The sequence below is a fragment of the Virgibacillus sp. genome (genome assembly GCF_013393565.1).
In the GTDB taxonomy this organism is placed as follows: Bacteria; Bacillota; Bacilli; order Bacillales; family Amphibacillaceae; genus Virgibacillus; species Virgibacillus dokdonensis.
In genome coordinates this window covers 34,075-50,554 of the sequence record NZ_JABXHF010000026.1, presented here as the reverse complement: position 1 = coordinate 50,554, position 16,480 = coordinate 34,075, and the positions used below count along the sequence as shown (strand labels likewise).

The following is a 16,480-nucleotide window of genomic DNA, read 5'->3' as shown; positions in this document are numbered from 1 at the left end:
TCCAGGAAAGACGCAAACCATTCCAACAGCTATTTATCTTGCTATTGAATCTGGGCAAACAAAAATTGCTACCTATTATGCGCTCATTAGCATTGGTTTTTCGTTTGTGTTGTTGTTTATGATGAACAGATTGACGAGGGGGGAAGTTGAAAAATAGGAGGGTTGGGAGAAATCATTAAGACAGTATCCCACAGTGATGAAAGGAAAAATTACATTAGCAGACTAGATAGCCACTTTATTGTGAAAAGGTGGCTTTTAATGTATTTATGATAGTTGTTTTTGTATAAAGTACCTGCAAATTTCAACATAATTTAAAAATTATGTTGAAATTAGAATATGAAAGCGCTATAATTACAACATACAATATTTTGTATATTGTATGTTGTAATTAAGTGATCATACAATAAAGATTGGAAGTTTTAAAATTGATAGCAAAAAATAGGCTCGCTTTAGCAGAAAGAGAGTTAGGAAGATCTGTGGTAGCTATTAATTATGACTGGAACACAGAGCGAATAAGTAAAGGTCAAGGTGCTTTGTTTTTTGGAGTGAAAGACACGAATCAGATACCGAATCATGTATTAGACAAGCTAGATAGTGATCAAAATATGATTTGGCTAACAGTGGATAAAGCGGCAAGCAAGGGAAGAGCGATAGATACGGATTTGCATAACCCAATAACTTACCGATTAATGACAGGTTCTTCTAGCGGCGGACCAATTAACATTTTAAAAGGAATAAATGATTTCGCAATTGGAACAGATGGTGGAGGTTCCACCCTTGGTCCCGCAATGAGTTGTCAACTTCCTTCTGTGATAGGTTCAGGGATCGGGTTACATGTAAAGCAAAAAAAGACATCAACTGATGGAATAGATTTTACTGGAAGTGTTGGCGTAATTGCCAAAGACATGTGGACATTAGCTTCAATTATAGAAACTTTAATTAACGAGGAACTTGAGCTAGTGGAAGAACCGAAGTTGAAAATCGCCATTCCAAAAAAAGGAACGATTACATGCCCAGATCAAATGGATATGCATGAAAAAGTTATATATTACTTATCAAAAATGGATTGTTCGCATATTTCCTTCTTAGAAGTAGACATGGCAGGGATTGATAATCGAGCTAGAGGTATAAACATTATTCAAGAAATTTTAGGTGAAAACGAAGCCGATTTAATTTTAACCTGTGAAGGACCGATTGATGTGTATGGTTATGGTGAAACAATTCCGCAACAGTTTGGGCAAGTTGGTCAAGAATTAACGAAGCATCATGGGAAATATCTTCTACGTTCAGCAAACATGTGCAACACAACAGCTATTACGGTTCCAACTGAAAACCTTGCAACTGGATTAGTCATTGTTGCTAAAGAGGGGGTTGGAAACTGCAAAAATGCATTTAATTTAGCCAAGAAGTTAGAAAAGGGAATCAATCTTCCAGATGTTTGGAAACGTTACTTTCTTGATAATGAACAAGAATTTAATGGTTTTCAGTTATAAAAAGGTAGATTGATTGGAAAGGAGTAAAGAATGAGTAGAATATGGGAAAGTTTATTTTCGAAAAATGGTTTGGCAGCAAAAGGCATTGCTAAAGAGCTCATTGATGTCAATGAGGGAGACAGAATTCCTAGAGTAGAAGATTTTGTTCAGAAATTATCTTTTGGACGGGGAACTATTCAAGGTGGATTAAATGTATTGGAGAGATTGCATGCAATTACGTTGGAATCTAGAGGGCATTTAGGAACCTTTTTAATGAATAAAGATATTCACATATTAAAAGAAATTGCAGGAATAGGTTCTTTAATGGGCGCAATGCCATTACCTTATTCCACACGTTATGAAGGCTTAGCAACAGGATTAATTGAGGTATCAGATGTGATGCATAAACGTTTGGATTTGGCATACATGAGAGGATCTAAGCAGCGTTTGGAAGGGTTAAAGTCACGTAGATATGACTTCGTTGTCATGTCTAAGTTAGCTGCTGAAGAAGAAATGAAGCATAATGATAACCTACAAGTAGCTATTAATTTTGGCCCCAAAACATACGTAACGGCACATGAAATTTTTTTAGCAGACCCTTCCAACAATCAAATCAAAGATGGCATGCGGGTTGGAATAGACTTTTCATCTATTGATCAATCCAAGATTACTCTATTGGAATGTGACAAGATTAATGTGGAATTAGTACCAATCAATTACATGCAACTATTTGAGAATCTGCAAAATGGGAGTTTGGATGCGGCAGTATGGAATGCAGATGAAAGGAGAACAAACAAAACGTTCAAAAAAGTAGGCTTTCGAACAAAAGAAGCAAATATGCTTTCGGAAAAAGCTTCCACATCCGTTATTTTAATTGAAAAAGATCGAACTGACGTACATGATTTTCTCTTAGGATTGGAAACAAGAAAAATTATTGAAATACAAGAGCTAGTAGTTAATAAGAAAAAACTACCACATTACTAAATTTATTAAGGTAAGGGGATAGCGTGATATGAACGTACAAGATCTCAAAGACAGATTAAACTTGTTGTTGGAAAAATGCTTAATAAAACAAAAGGAATATGATATTGCTACTATTGCATTTGAAAGGTTATTAAAAGTGCTTAACAAGCATGATATCGAACAAGCAGAGATGCTTTTTACTCATTTACCGATGGCTTTAAATCGTATTGAAAAAGGAGAAGAAGTAGAAAAACCTGCAGTTGAGTTAATGGAAGAGGTGAAAAATTCCATTTATTTCCCGATGGCAAAGGAGCACGTTTTCTTTATTGAAAACAGATGGGGGGCGCCTTTGCCAGAAGGAGAGAAGGAGTTTTTATATATGCATTACACAAATGTAATCAATTTAAATTCACAAGGAGGACAATAAAATGAAAATTGTTATCGGTGGTCAAGTAGAAAAAAAGACAATAGAGTCACTAATAAAGGAAATGGATTCATCCATTGAAACGGTAATTAAATCAGATTTAGATGCTGCAATGGCTATAAAGTCAAACCAAGCAGATTATTATGTGGGTGCTTGTCATACTGGTGGTGGCGGTGCATTGGCTATGGCTATCGCCTTACTTGGAAGAGATCAATGTGAAACAGTTTCCATGCCTGGTAGGAAGCCAAATAATGATAATATTATCGAAGCGGTTAACAGCGGTAGAAAAGCATTTGGTTTTACTGCAGATCATGTCGATGCTGCGGTACCAATGATTATTAATGCATTAAGAAATAAATAGTAAAGGAGGTGCTTTGTAAGCTATGGAGACTTTATTTATTGTGTTAATTGGAGCGATGGCGGCCATTTTAGCAAACCAAAATATTGCAGTGTTTAACGATGGTTTAAGACCAGTCGTCGGAGAACATATTGAAGGAAGGCTAAAGCGTAGAGAATTAGGAGTAACGGCTTTTGCAATGAGCTTTGGATTAGTCATTGGGTTTGGTATCCCTTTTACATTATCAGCTAGTATTATTTTGATTCATAGCATTTTACTAGGTACAGATATTATCGGTTTAATCACACCAAAGAATAAATGGGGAACCCCTCTAGCAGCTGCCGTTGGAGGATTATACGGATGGGCATTATTAGCAGGTTTAGAAAGCTTTGTGAAGCTCTTTGATTATTTACCTGTTAATTTTTTAGAACCATTAGGAGAAGTGGGAACTCCTGTTGTAGTAACGTTCATGGCTTTTCCAGCTTTAGCAGTTGCTATGCAATTTAGTATTAAAAAAGGTATTCTAACATTTGTTTTAGCAGCTTTGGTACGGCAGCTTACCGTATTTGTTAATGAAAGCGGATTCCTTTCCATTGGTGAAAATGTTATTCAATTAAATCAAGAAGGTATGGCACTCATTGTTGGAATGATCTTTCTATTTTTCTATGCAATGAAAGAAAAAGGGGATGAAGGATCTTCTGTTGATTTGGCTGCCATGTTTAGTGAAAAGGTTAAATCTATTAAAAATAATGTCATATATTTTGTCATTATAGGGGCTCTCATTGCAGGAGCGACAAATTTATTAATCATGGCTGGTGATCCAATTTCTCTCAATCTAATTGCAGAAGGAAAAATTACAGATGCTGGGATTGCAGCTGCAGCTAGAGCAATTGGATTTATTCCACTAGTAGCTAGTACTGCGATTGCGACAGGTGTTTATAGTCCGGTTGGGTTTACATTAATTTTTGTTGTCGGCTTATTTTCTCCAAATGTTTGGGTTGCTGTAATTGTTGGTGGAATAATCAGTTTTCTAGAAGTTATGTTACTAAGTTCAATTGCAAGATTTTTAGACAAATATCCTGGTGTGAGAAACTCTGGTGAAAATATTCGTAGTGCTATGACAAAACTATTAGAAGTCGCTTTATTAATTGGCGGTGCGAATGCATCTAATATGATTGCACCTGGGTTCGGCTTCTTCTTTATTGCTGGTTTTTATCTATTAAATGAAGTAGCTGGTCGTCCGATTGTCCGTATGGCAGTAGGTCCTGTTGGCGCAATTGCAGTCGGTATTATCGCTAACATCCTAGTCGCTTTAGGCCTAATGAGTATTCCGCAATAAAATGAATGAAACCACAGGAGTGATGATATGATACAAACTGTAAGAGGTAGGATTACTACAGATGACTTTGGGGTATGCGCAGCGCATGAACATTTATCCATTGATCTATCAAAAGTGAAAAATGATCCAGACACTATATTAGATGATGAAGAAGGTATGATTTCTGAGTTGAATCATTTTTATCGTGCGGGTGGTAGATCGCTAATAGAATTAACAAATGATGGAATGGGTAGAAATGTTTCACGTTTAAAAACGTTAAGTGAGAAATCAAATGTTCACATTGTAACTTGTACAGGATTTTATAAAAATCCCTTTATTCCTGATTTTGCTAACAGCTGGGACCGTCATCAGTTTGCAGCACATTTTATTCGTGAAATAGAAGAGGGAATAGGAGATAGCGGAATATTTCCGGGGATAATAGGTGAAGTTGGAACAAGCTTAAATGAGATGAAGCCAGTAGAAAAAGAACTAATTATCGGTGCTGGAAAAGCAGCTTTAGAAACGGGATTAACGGTTAGTACACATACGACGTTAGGAACAATGGGTCGTGAGCAAGTAGAAATGCTTTTTAACGTTGGCTTGGATAAAGATCAAATTATTATTGGTCACCAAGACCTCAATCCGAATAAAAATGAAGTGCTAGAGGTGCTTCGTTCTGGAGTTTATATTGGATTTGATACAATTGGAAAAAATAACTATAGGCCAGATGAAGAACGTTTATCGTATTTGATCGATTTTATTGAACGAGGTTTTCAAAAACAAATTTTACTTTCCGCTGATTTAACTAGGAAATCTCATTGGAAAAAGCATGGTGGTCTTGGATATGATTTAGTACTTAATAAGTTTGTACCAATTCTACGGGAGCAGGGCGTCTCTAATCATGTTATAGATGATTTGTTGATTCATAATCCTGCGAACGCCTTATCGATAAAGGAGCGTTTATAGTGGCTTATGATAAATCAAAATTAAAGTATGCCGATTCTGTTATTCCAACTTTAACCGTTAAAGAAGCGCAACAATTACAGTTTAAATTAGTTGATTGTATGAGTGAGCATTTTTCTGGCGATCAGTTTTTATCAATGGGAGATTTAGGAGTTGCTCCACAATATAAAAAACCAGAACAGACAAAAAGGGTTGAACGAACACTTGCTACATTTTTTGGCGCAGAGAATGCTTCGCTAGTGCGAGGGGCTGGTACTGGAGCAATTCGTACTATATTAAGTACATTGATGTCAACAGGAGATCAAATGTTTATTCACGATGCCCCAATATATACAACGACTCAGGATACCATTCAAATGCTGGGAATTAAAACAAAGAAAGTAAATTATAATGACGTGGAAGCTGTTAAAAGAGCAGTAACAGCAGAGGATACTTGTAAAGTATTTTATGTTCAACATGCACGCCAAACACCTACTGATATCTATGATTTAAAGACAGTTATTCAAATTGTTAAACAGGCACGACCAGATATCGCCATTGTTGTTGATGACAATTATTGTGCTATGAAGGCGTATGGGATTGGTGTTGAGTTTGGGGCGGATTATTCCACTTTTTCAGGATTTAAAGTACTTGGACCAGAAGGAATTGGGATAATTGTTGGTAAGAATGAAGCAATCAACTTGCTTCAAGAAAGAAATTATTCAGGCGGTGGCCAGATTCAAGGATATGAAGCAATGGAACTGTTGCGCATGATGACCTTTGCGCCTGTAGCTCTTGCTACGCAAAATGAACAGGTGGAAGATGTTTGTAAGCACTTAAATGAAGGTATAATTGAAGGAATCGATCATGCATATATGGTAAATGCACAATCAAAAGTGATTATTGTAGAACTGCGACAGCCGATTGCTCAAGAAGTTATTAAAGTGAGCAATCAATTGGGGGCAGCAACACACCCGGTGGGGGCAGAGTCTAAGTATGAAATTATACCAATGATCTATCGTGTTTCAGGCAGTTTTATTGCCGCTGAGCCAAAGTTAAAAGAGTATGGCTTACGAATTAACCCAATGAAATCTGGATCTTCAACTGTTTTAAGAATTTTAGATAAAGCAATAAAATCAGTACAATAAATACAGTTTTCAACAGAAAGCAGGAGGATGCCCATGTTTTTGGACGTAACCAAACGTAGAAATCCACAACTAATAAAGACTGGTGTTACTTTTCATCAATCTGGGGAAATCCCGCCGAACACATATATAATAGATGTGGACATACTAAAAGAGAATACAAGAATGATGGCAAAAACAGCTAATGATCATCATTTTAACCTTTATTTTATGACAAAACAACTTGGACGAATTCCCGAGTTGGCGAAAATTTTTACAGACAATGGTATTGAAAAAGCTGTTGCCGTAGATTTTGATGAAGGTAAAGTTTTGGCTGAAAACGGAGTAGCTATTGGAAATATTGGTCATCTAGTCCAACCAGGGAAAATGCAGTGGAATGAAGTATTAAGCTGGGAGCCAGAGGTAGTTACGATATTTTCCTATGAAAGAGCCAAGCAATTATCAGAAAGTGCAGTGAAGCTTGGAATGAAGCAAAATATCTTACTCAAGGTCTATGGTTCAAATGATAAAATGTATAGTGCCCAGGAAGGCGGAATCCCCTTAGAGTACCTTTCTAAGACAGTTGCCGAAATTCAAAAATTATCAGGTGTAAATATTGTTGGCGTTACTACGTTTCCCAACTTGGAAATAAACCAAACAGAGACGAAAATGATTCCTACAACTAATATGCATACACTAATGCAGGCGAGAGACATTTTAGAGAATGAAGGAATTGAAATAAAGCAAGTCAATGGCCCAGGGGGAACTAGCTGTAAAACAATACCACAGCTAGCCCTACAAGGTGTTACACACGGCGAGCCGGGGCATGGGTTAACAGGTACAACCCCATTACATGCGTATTGTGATTTACCTGAAAAGCCAGCTATTATTTATGTTTCTGAGGTATCGCATAGGTTCAAAGAGCAATATCAAGTAATAGCGGGAGGGTATTATGGACGTTCTAATATGGAAGGCTGTTTTGTAGGACATGAGGAACAAAGTATATTGAAACGATACGTTCGTGCTTATAACAACAGCCCAGAATCTATCGACTACTATGGTTCTATAGATAAATCGGATAACTTTCAAATAGAAATTGGAGATACAGCTATTTTTGCCTTTCGCACCCAAATATTTGTAACACGAGCACATGTAGCACTGATAGAAGGAATACAAACTGGTAATCCGAGACTTATTCATTTAGAAAGGAAGTGGTGACATCATGCCTAAAATGATGTTACTTGTCATTGATAGTTTTGGTATAGGAGCGATGGATGATTGTGCTGCATATGTACCTTCTGATTGTAATGCGAACACTTATAAACATATTCGAGAGGCAAAACAATGCGAACTGGATATACCGAAGATGTACGAGATGGGCTTAGGAACACTTGTAGATGGTAGACCTGTGCCAGAAAATGCGTATGGCTACTCCAAATTGGCGCACCATGGAGCAGATACCTATCTAGGGCATCAAGAGATTGCTGGAAGCTGTCCGAAAAAGTCTTATAAAAGATTAATGAAAGATATTCATGCTCAACTAAAGCAAGCTCTGGAAGAAAAAGGATATAAGGTCACATATCCGATTGATTCTTGTCCTATTCTTCTAGTTGACAACGCCGTAGTTGTTGGGGATAACTTAGAGTCTGAGGTTGGTAACATTATTAATGTGACAGCAGATTTTAAAAAAATGCCGTTCAACAAAGTAAAAAAACTAGGAGAAGTCATTCGTGCCAATGTAGATACAACGAGAGTTATTGCATTCGGTGGTCCATACACTTCCATTGACCATATATTGTCTTGTGTGAAGGAAAAAAATAAAGGGCAGTGGGGTGTGGACACACCTAAGGCGAAAGTTTATGGAGAAGGGTACGATGTTTATCATATGGGGTATGGTGTAGAAATTAACAAACAATTCCCTATGATTGCTGCAAAACATGGGCTAAAAGTTTATCGATTAGGAAAAACGGCGGATGTCTTGCATGGTGAAGGCCCCGCTGAGCCTATTGTGAATACAACCCAATTATTAAAAAAAGTTGACGAAGCGTACCAAAAAGAAAAAAATGATGCTGCATTTTTGGTGAATGTGCAAGAAACGGATTTAGCAGGGCATGCCGAGAATGTAGATTGGTATTGTGAATTGTTAAATGAAACGGATCAGTGGTTACAAAAGTTCATTCCTAAACTGGCTGAAGATGATATTTTAATTATTATGGCTGACCATGGGAACGATCCAACCATCGGACATTCTAATCATACACGAGAGTATGTTCCAATTATGGTGGTAGGAAAAAAGGTGAAAAAAGTGAGTATTGGTATGAGGGAAACTATGTCTGATGTTGGTGCAACCTTCTGTGATTTTTTTCATTTACCTGCTACAGCAGAAGGTGTAAGCTTTCTTCATGAGATTATAGAAGAGTAATATTCGCCTGATTTTATTAATCATATTCTTAGAAAAGCTTGGCTTGTCACCAAGTCTTATGGCGCAAAAGCGTCGTCGTTTTTCTATAGTTTAAGATAGAACAAAGCGCTTAAAACGTAGGCTTATCCTGTGTATACTGTCTTGTGTGCACAGGATTTTTTTAATTTGTGGTATTGAATTGTAAATGAATAGGTAAAGCAGTTTTTATAAGAAGTATAGTATTGAATTTCAACATGATTTTAAGACTACTTAAATAGTAAACCTTTGTTTTTGTGATACTATCGGAGGCGAAATGAATGGTATAAAAATAGCAGGGTACACCCCCTGCTATTTAAAGAAAATCACGCTGTCATGTTGTCAAATGAAAGATTTAAGGGGCGAGTTTATTAGAAAATAGCTAAAAGCTAGTTTGTCTCCCGATGGTAATCACCGTTTTTTCCTCCGCTTTTCTCTTGTAAAAAAGTTGGTCCAATCGTCATTCCTTTGTCGATTGCCTTACACATGTCATATACCGTCAAAGCTGCTGTGGCAGCTGCAGTTAATGCTTCCATTTCTACTCCAGTAGACCCGACTGTTTTCACTTCAGCTTCAATCACTAACTGATACATATCGTACGCCTCTAGTTCCACCCAAGTAAAGGAAAGATCTACACTGCTAATGGGAATCGGGTGGCACATGGGAATAATGGATGATGTTTGCTTGGCGCCCATAATACCAGCTATTTGAGCAACACCTAGCACATCGCCCTTTTTGTTTTTTTGTTCAACAATATTTGCATAAACTAATTTATTCATGTTGACACTTGATCGGGCAATGGCTTTTCGCTCACTTTCATGTTTGTCGGATATATCAACCATTTTAGCCCTGCCATGTTCATTAAAATGGGAGAAATCTGCCATGCTGTCACCTGCTTTCTTTATTCAGAAGAGAGATTCTATAACTCTATTTTACCATTGGATAGCGGTTAAACAAAATAAGTTTTCCTTGCCTATGACGTTACGTCATAAGTTAAACTAAGGGAGAGAAAAACAAGGGGAGGAGATTGGGCATGACTGAAACATATTTTACAGTGAAACAGTTCGCAAATATGATTGGTATAACGGAGCGTACGTTACAATACTATGATCGAAAAGGAGTATTAAAGCCAACCAGTTACACGGATCACGGCCATCGTTTGTATACGCATGAGGATATATTTACCGCACAAAAAATCATTACATTCAAATATTTAGGGTTTTCGTTAAAAGAGATTAAAGCACACCTTTATGAGAGCGCTGCGAAAAACATGCAGGAAACGTTAAAAGAGCAAAAAAAATTACTTGAAGAAAAACGAGATCACCTTATTCATGTCATTCGCACTATTTCAAGAGTAGAGAAGATGGCAGACATGAGCGAAATAAATAAAGATTTGTTATTAGCAATTATTCATGCAACGCAGGCAGAAGAAGATGTGGAGCAATGGCTAGCGAATCATTTGTCTCCATCTTCCATGGAGAAAATTTTCATTCGCCATTTGTCCGAAGAAGAAAGATTTGATATAGAACGCAAGGTGATGGTATATGTACATCATTTATGAATGCGTTAGAAATAGAAGGCGATGCTCTATATCACTTTACTCTTCTACCAAAAGAAGTAGAGTCGTTTATCAGTCAAGTTATTGATGTCTATATGGAACAGATGGAGTTCGAGGAGGAATGTTAAAGCAGATAGGCTTGATGTATATGCGTTTGTGGTATTATGGCGCAGTCGTTTGGTTGAAAAAGCATCCAGCACCTGCTAGGGATGAAAATGTGTATACGTATCATCAAACGTCACAAATGATGGTAATTACAATAGTTTTTAGTATGCTAACGATTTTAGAAGGAGGTTTGTTGCATTTCCTCCTGCATTTTTGGAATGAAATCATTGCTCGGATTACCACCATCATACATGTACATGCGCTCGTTTATTTCATGGCACTGTTTCAATCAGCGAAACGTAAGCCCCATGTAATAGAGGGGAATAAGGTTAACATACAATTTGGCTTTCAAAGTAATCTAGAATTAGATATTCGTAATATAAGCGAGATTGTAGCTGCGCAACCTATTTCTTTTGAAACGAAAATACCAAAGCATACTTATGTTTCGCTCATGCAGTGGGATGATCCACATTATGCGTTCATACTTAAACAACCTGTGCCATTGAAAAAGATCTTTGGCAAAACAAGATCTATCACATCTGTTGTGTTAAGAGCTGATGATATGGAAGGGATGATTGCTAGAATAAAAGATTTCCCATATAATATAGACGAGCAGTTGCTCAAGGAAGATGAAAAGGTGAAAAAACATGAACATAAGGAAGTATCATCCAGATGAACTGGATCAATTAGTGGATATTTGGTATCAAGGCTCCCTATATGCGCACAACTTTATCGAGCAAGCGTACTGGGAGTCACAACGAAAAGCGATGAAGGAAACGTATTTGCCAATGGCGGAAACGCATGTTATTTTGGCGGACAGCGAGATAGTAGGTTTTATTGCAATGGTTGACAATTATTTAGCAGCTGTATTTGTGAAAGTTGCTTGTCAAGGAAAAGGCTACGGTAAAGAACTATTGCAATTTGTTAAAGCAAACCGCAATCACATACAATTAAAAGTCTATCAGAAAAACAAGCAGGCGGTCGGTTTTTACCTCAAACAGGCTTTTGCAATTTGTGAAGAATTGGTAGATGAACCTACAGGGGAAAAGGAATATTTGCTGGAATGGAAAAAATAATTGCTTGCATTTCTTTGTTCGGAAGGAAGCGATTTAAAGCGTGAAGAAGTTAACAACTTTAAAGGAATTTTTTCTTCGTTGACTATTTTTCAGAATGTGTAACATAAATGAATATGGATGTGAAGCGTTTCAGCGTCAGTTTCATCTATAAGTGGAAGGAAAGAAAGGGTACCATGAGGTATCCTTTTTTTACACTATAGGAAAATATAAAGTCTATAGGTTTATAGTATAAGAAAAACTACGCCATTCGCCATAAGACTTGGCGACAAGCCAAGTTTTTCTAAAATGAAATAATAAATTCCCCTAAAAATGGTGAAATGCTTGAAAGTGACGTTACGTCATTTTGTATAATTACTATAACGTAGGAAAAGTGTGGGGGAGAGTTTGCAGTGATTTCTATAAAAGAAATAACCAAACAGACGGGAATAACGGTACGAACGATGCGATACTATGACCAAATCAATTTACTTTCACCAGCCGACAAGACGGAAGGCGGGCATAGACTGTATGGAGAGAAAGAGCTAATAAAATTACAAGAAATTCAGTTTTTGAAAACGTTAGGATTTAGTCTGCAAGCTATTAAGGATATGCTGGAGAATGAAAACCATGATTGGTTTAGTGGTTTGCAAAATCAATTGAATTATATTTTAAAAGAAAAAGAAAAGCTAGGGGAAATGGAAAGCATCCTACGTGGGTTGTTACATGAAATGGTACTGGAAGATCAAATTGACTTGCTTCAATTACAAAAACTCATTCAAATTTACCAGAAAGATTTTCATAAAAGGGAAGCGTATTTAAAACAAATGTTTGATCAAGAAGAAAGAAAGCTGTTGGATATGCTCCCAAATATTAATCACGGTGATCCAGATACAATGGAATGGATCGCGCTAATGGCCCAATTAAAACAGCATATGCTAAAAGGAGTCTCTGCACCAGAAGTGCAACGAATTATTAGACGGATGGATGAAAAAACGGTGGAGGTTTACGGTGATTGTCCAGAATTTATAGATAAGTTATGGGAAATAAGAAAATCACCTGAAAAATCACAGGAAGCTGGTTTTTATCCATTGGATCAAGAACTATTAGAGTTTGTAGAAAAAGCGTTTGTTATTTATCAAAACAATAGAAAGGAAGCTTGATTACATCATGTCATAAGGGGTTGATCATCTGAGTTTTTTCGTAACGTACAGCTGGGAAATATTTATCGTCGCCGAAGTGTTATCCCTCCTTTCATTACTACTATTCGGCCTGTTCCGATACTTTTTCAATAAGACGAAAACGAGCGCATTATTTATCTGCTTGTTTTTCATACTATTAGTTGCAGAAGCCTTATTGGGTATGTATGTATATCAGCATACGGGAGAGATTTCAAATTTTCTTATCATAATTATGATTTTTGTTATTTATGCTTGTACATTTGGCATCTTTGATTTTTTAAGGTTAGACCGTTGGATGCGAAATAAAATTGGAAATTGGCGTGGCGTAGAATTGCTAACGGATAAAGATTATACCATTATGGACAGAAATAAAAATCCTAAATACATTGCCAAGAAGTATCGTATTTCTTCTATGATTCATATTGTATTGTTTATCCTAGGGCAAACCATTTTCTGGTCATTAGGAACAGATAGTTGGGAGGAAATGAAAGCATATCTGACTGATTTATCATGGGTAGAGCAAGGAGATTTTACACAGTCACCGTACCCGAATAAGACGCTTTTTTCTATTGGAATGCTATGGGGGATTGTATTTGTAGTCGATCTCATTTATTCGTGGTCTTACACGCTTTTTCCAAGTAAAAGGTGAGTTTTTCTTTCTGTTGAAGCGATCATAAGCGGGTAAAGGAATCTGTCTTCTAGGAGTGGGCTTTAACTTATATAGAAAAGTGGTGGAGATCTAAGCTACTAAAGATACGTGGTCATGAACAGATGTTGCGGTCTTTTTAAATAAAAGATTTGTGGGAAGCGGGAAGCATTATTCAACATTTAAACATAGGCAACCTAATAAGAAAAACAGTATAAAAAAGGTCTAAGTTTTATAATAATATGCGACTTAGACCTTGAAAGAATAAAAATATCTTTTAAGAACATGCTGTCGTGGAATAAAGCCTTCCCACTCCGTTTGCGCAAATTCTGTTCGTAAAGTTAAATTCCATGGAATAGTATCAAGCTCATACGATTTTAATGATAATGCCCTTCCATCTCCATGGCCTCTTCCTGTGTTCGATGTACCGTTCCAAATGGGTGGTTTGGCGGTCCGTAAATGGAATAAAGCTTCAATGGTTTATCGCCTGTATTTGTTATATTATGCCATGTGCCAGCAGGAACCATAATGGCATAGTCGTCATAGACGTTACGCTGAAAAGTTAGATTATCTTTGGTATTACCCATTTGTGTTATTCCTTCACCTTCTTCAATGCGTAAAAACTGGTCTACGTTTGGGTGAACCTCTAATCCAACATCCCCACCTACAGGAATACTCATGACGGTAACTTGTAAATGATCTCCCGTCCAAATGGCTGTACGAAATGTTTCATTTTCCTCTGTAGCTTCCTCAATATTTACCACATATGGCTTTCCGCCGTAGTCTTTCAAGTGTGAACGATCGTCTGTTTGGTAAAAGGGATTTTGATAACTGGGATAGGCATAAGCATAATTTTGATAAGCTAGAGGTGTGCCATCCATATTTGCATGCATAGGTGCATACCTACTATAGTAATTTGGATTGTTCGTATAGTAAGGATAAGGGTATACATACGGATAATAATACATGTTGTTCCATCCTTTCTATTCATAATTACCATATCCTATGCAGAAGGGTGGGCGAATGTACATATTTGACACTATAGGAAAGTAAAAATTTTTTAAGCTTTATGGTATAAACGAAACGACGACGGTTTATCGCCAAAAGGACTGGCGATAGCTAAATTTTTCTAAAAGGATAAGAAAGTATGATATTGTTGCTGGGATACCGATTTAACGGAATAGCCACGTCCGGCTCCAGCGTCCAGGGACTAGGCGACTTCATGAAATCGTGATAAGTCACCATTCACAAGTTTTGTATCAATGCAGCGGAGGCGATCTGTGAAGCACGCAAATCATGCGCTGTTGGAATCTCTTGCTGCATAAAAAAGTCGCTATACTACCCCCTTATAGGTAGTATAACGACTTTGTCACAAAGGTATATTCAATTACGGATCAAGTAGTCAAATGCGCCTAAAGCAGCAGTTGCGCCTGACCCCATAGAAATGATAATTTGGTTATAAGCACTGTCGGTACAATCTCCTGCGGCAAACAAGCCGGGAACGTTTGTTTGTCCTTGTTTGTCTACAAGGATTTCACCCATGCGGTTGCGTTCTACAGTGCCTTCAAGCCATTCTGTATTTGGAACGAGTCCAATTTGTACGAATACACCTTGAAGTTCAATATGTTTTTCTTCTTTTGTTTCACGATCGATATAGGTAATCCCATTTACACTGTCAGTACCAGTGATTTCTTTTGTTTGGGCATTTTTAATGACTGTTACGTTTGGTAAGCTGTACAAGCGTTTTTGTAGCACTTCGTCAGCTTTTAGTTCTGGCGCGAATTCAAGTACCGTGACATGCTTCACAATTCCAGCGAGGTCGATAGCTGCTTCAATTCCAGAATTACCTCCGCCGATAACAGCGACATCTTTTCCTTCGAATAATGGACCGTCACAGTGTGGACAATATGCTACACCGTTGTTTTTAAATTCTTGTTCGCCAGGAACGCCGATGTTTCGCCAACGAGCGCCTGTAGAAATGATGACACTTTTACTTTTTAGTACAGCGCCATTTTCCAGTTCAAGCTCAAACATATCTTTCTTTTCGAGGTTTTTGGCGCGTTGAGAGTTCATGACATCAATGTTGTAATCATTGACATGTTCTTCTAGGTTAGCAACTAGCTTGGGCCCTTCTGTGCGCTTGACGCTAATAAAGTTTTCGATACTAAGTGTATCTTGAACTTGACCGCCAAAGCGTTCAGCAACGATACCAGTGCGGATTCCTTTACGAGCAGCATATATAGCTGAGCTAGCACCTGCTGGACCACCGCCGACGACAAGAACGTCAAAGGGCTCTTTTTCAGAAAGCTCAGAGGCATCTACACCATGTCCGATTTTTTCTAGTAACTCTTCAAGGGTGATTCGCCCACCATTAAAGAATTCTCCATTTAAATAGACAGCCGGAACTGCCATAATGTTCTTGCTTTCTACTTCGTCTTTAAACGCTGCACCGTCAATCATCGTATGCGAAATATTTGGGTTGAGTACGCTCATCATATTTAACGCTTGAACCACGTCAGGACAGTTGTTACAGCTTAGACTAACATATGTTTCAAAGTGATATTCTTCTGTAATGCTTTTAATTTGGTCAATCATTTTTTGATCTAATTTTGGCGGTCTGCCACTCACCTGTAAGAGAGCTAAGACGAGTGAATTAAATTCATGCCCAAGTGGAAGACCAGCAAACGCAATGCCTGAATCCTCCCCGACACGATTAATACTAAAGCTTGGTGTTTTCGCTAGCTTTGTATGTTCAACTGTTATTTTATTGGACATATTAGCTAGCTCATCCGTAAGAGCTAGCATGTCCTTTGATATTTTATCGTCTCCAGTGCTTACTTTAAGCACTAGGTCGTTTTCTAATAGTTCAAGATATTGTTGTAATTGTGACTTGATCTCTGGGTCTAGTACCATTTATAGCA

The 16,480-nt window shown here is 37.4% G+C and carries 18 protein-coding genes; 15 read left to right on the top strand and 3 right to left on the bottom strand.

The window, feature by feature from the left end; genetic code table 11:
• Nucleotides 1-425: 425 nt before the first annotated feature.
• The 9 genes from HLX49_RS07585 to HLX49_RS07545 are packed head-to-tail and all read left to right on the top strand — an operon-like array spanning nt 426 to nt 9,002.
• Entirely contained in the window at nt 426-1,493 is a 1,068-nt protein-coding gene (locus HLX49_RS07585; RefSeq protein WP_296361117.1) for an amidase, read from the top strand.
• 30 nt (nt 1,494-1,523) lie between these two features.
• Nucleotides 1,524-2,456 (top strand): GntR family transcriptional regulator YhfZ, encoded by a 933-nt coding sequence (gene yhfZ, locus HLX49_RS07580; protein ID WP_073006964.1) that lies wholly within the window; start codon nt 1,524-1,526, stop codon nt 2,454-2,456.
• A gap of 28 nt (nt 2,457-2,484) precedes the next feature.
• Nucleotides 2,485-2,862, top strand: a complete 378-nt coding sequence (locus HLX49_RS07575; protein WP_296361116.1) for a PRD domain-containing protein — start codon at nt 2,485-2,487, stop codon at nt 2,860-2,862.
• Between the two features lies 1 nt (nt 2,863).
• Nucleotides 2,864-3,220 (top strand): DUF2620 domain-containing protein, encoded by a 357-nt coding sequence (locus tag HLX49_RS07570; protein ID WP_121640784.1) that lies wholly within the window; start codon nt 2,864-2,866, stop codon nt 3,218-3,220.
• A gap of 22 nt (nt 3,221-3,242) precedes the next feature.
• On the top strand, nt 3,243-4,535 hold the full coding sequence (locus tag HLX49_RS07565) for a YhfT family protein (protein WP_121640783.1): 1,293 nt from the start codon (nt 3,243-3,245) through the stop codon (nt 4,533-4,535).
• A gap of 27 nt (nt 4,536-4,562) precedes the next feature.
• Nucleotides 4,563-5,480: a phosphotriesterase family protein gene (locus tag HLX49_RS07560; protein WP_077702365.1), complete on the top strand. Its 918-nt coding sequence runs from the start codon at nt 4,563-4,565 to the stop codon at nt 5,478-5,480.
• Complete coding sequence (locus HLX49_RS07555) at nt 5,480-6,604, top strand: aminotransferase class V-fold PLP-dependent enzyme (protein ID WP_483372447.1); 1,125 nt, start codon at nt 5,480-5,482, stop codon at nt 6,602-6,604. Before HLX49_RS07560 ends, HLX49_RS07555 begins: the two co-directional genes overlap by 1 nt.
• 33 nt (nt 6,605-6,637) lie before the next feature.
• Nucleotides 6,638-7,798, top strand: a complete 1,161-nt coding sequence (locus tag HLX49_RS07550) for a YhfX family PLP-dependent enzyme (RefSeq protein ID WP_077702367.1) — start codon at nt 6,638-6,640, stop codon at nt 7,796-7,798.
• A 4-nt stretch (nt 7,799-7,802) separates the two neighbouring features.
• A complete protein-coding gene (locus HLX49_RS07545; RefSeq protein ID WP_077702368.1) occupies nt 7,803-9,002 on the top strand; it encodes a phosphopentomutase in 1,200 nt (399 codons plus the stop codon).
• A gap of 404 nt (nt 9,003-9,406) precedes the next feature.
• Here the strand turns inward: HLX49_RS07545 and moaC are convergent, their stop codons facing one another.
• Nucleotides 9,407-9,901, bottom strand: coding sequence for a cyclic pyranopterin monophosphate synthase MoaC (gene moaC, locus HLX49_RS07540; RefSeq protein ID WP_077702369.1), 495 nt, complete (start codon nt 9,899-9,901; stop codon nt 9,407-9,409).
• 149 nt (nt 9,902-10,050) lie between these two features.
• Between moaC and HLX49_RS07535 the strand changes: the two genes are divergently transcribed.
• From HLX49_RS07535 to HLX49_RS07510, 6 genes are all read left to right on the top strand, one after another.
• Nucleotides 10,051-10,578 (top strand): MerR family transcriptional regulator, encoded by a 528-nt coding sequence (locus HLX49_RS07535; protein WP_077702370.1) that lies wholly within the window; start codon nt 10,051-10,053, stop codon nt 10,576-10,578.
• Nucleotides 10,575-10,703: a hypothetical protein gene (locus HLX49_RS07530; protein WP_296361115.1), complete on the top strand. Its 129-nt coding sequence runs from the start codon at nt 10,575-10,577 to the stop codon at nt 10,701-10,703. Before HLX49_RS07535 ends, HLX49_RS07530 begins: the two co-directional genes overlap by 4 nt.
• Nucleotides 10,697-11,356, top strand: a complete 660-nt coding sequence (locus HLX49_RS07525) for a hypothetical protein (RefSeq protein ID WP_296361114.1) — start codon at nt 10,697-10,699, stop codon at nt 11,354-11,356. Before HLX49_RS07530 ends, HLX49_RS07525 begins: the two co-directional genes overlap by 7 nt.
• Entirely contained in the window at nt 11,328-11,756 is a 429-nt protein-coding gene (locus HLX49_RS07520) for an N-acetyltransferase (RefSeq protein ID WP_073006983.1), read from the top strand. Before HLX49_RS07525 ends, HLX49_RS07520 begins: the two co-directional genes overlap by 29 nt.
• A 389-nt stretch (nt 11,757-12,145) precedes the next feature.
• The gene (locus HLX49_RS07515; protein WP_101933315.1) at nt 12,146-12,895 is read left to right on the top strand and encodes a MerR family transcriptional regulator; all 750 of its coding nucleotides are present in this window, start codon (nt 12,146-12,148) and stop codon (nt 12,893-12,895) included.
• A gap of 250 nt (nt 12,896-13,145) precedes the next feature.
• Nucleotides 13,146-13,562, top strand: a complete 417-nt coding sequence (locus tag HLX49_RS07510) for a hypothetical protein (protein ID WP_367112731.1) — start codon at nt 13,146-13,148, stop codon at nt 13,560-13,562.
• A gap of 374 nt (nt 13,563-13,936) precedes the next feature.
• On the opposite strand, the gene HLX49_RS07505 is transcribed toward HLX49_RS07510, so the two are convergent.
• Both HLX49_RS07505 and ahpF read right to left on the bottom strand, forming a co-directional pair.
• Nucleotides 13,937-14,527 (bottom strand): cupin domain-containing protein, encoded by a 591-nt coding sequence (locus tag HLX49_RS07505; RefSeq protein WP_077702374.1) that lies wholly within the window; start codon nt 14,525-14,527, stop codon nt 13,937-13,939.
• 415 nt (nt 14,528-14,942) lie between these two features.
• Nucleotides 14,943-16,472, bottom strand: a complete 1,530-nt coding sequence (gene ahpF / locus HLX49_RS07500) for an alkyl hydroperoxide reductase subunit F (RefSeq protein WP_077702375.1) — start codon at nt 16,470-16,472, stop codon at nt 14,943-14,945.
• Nucleotides 16,473-16,480: the final 8 nt, after the last annotated feature.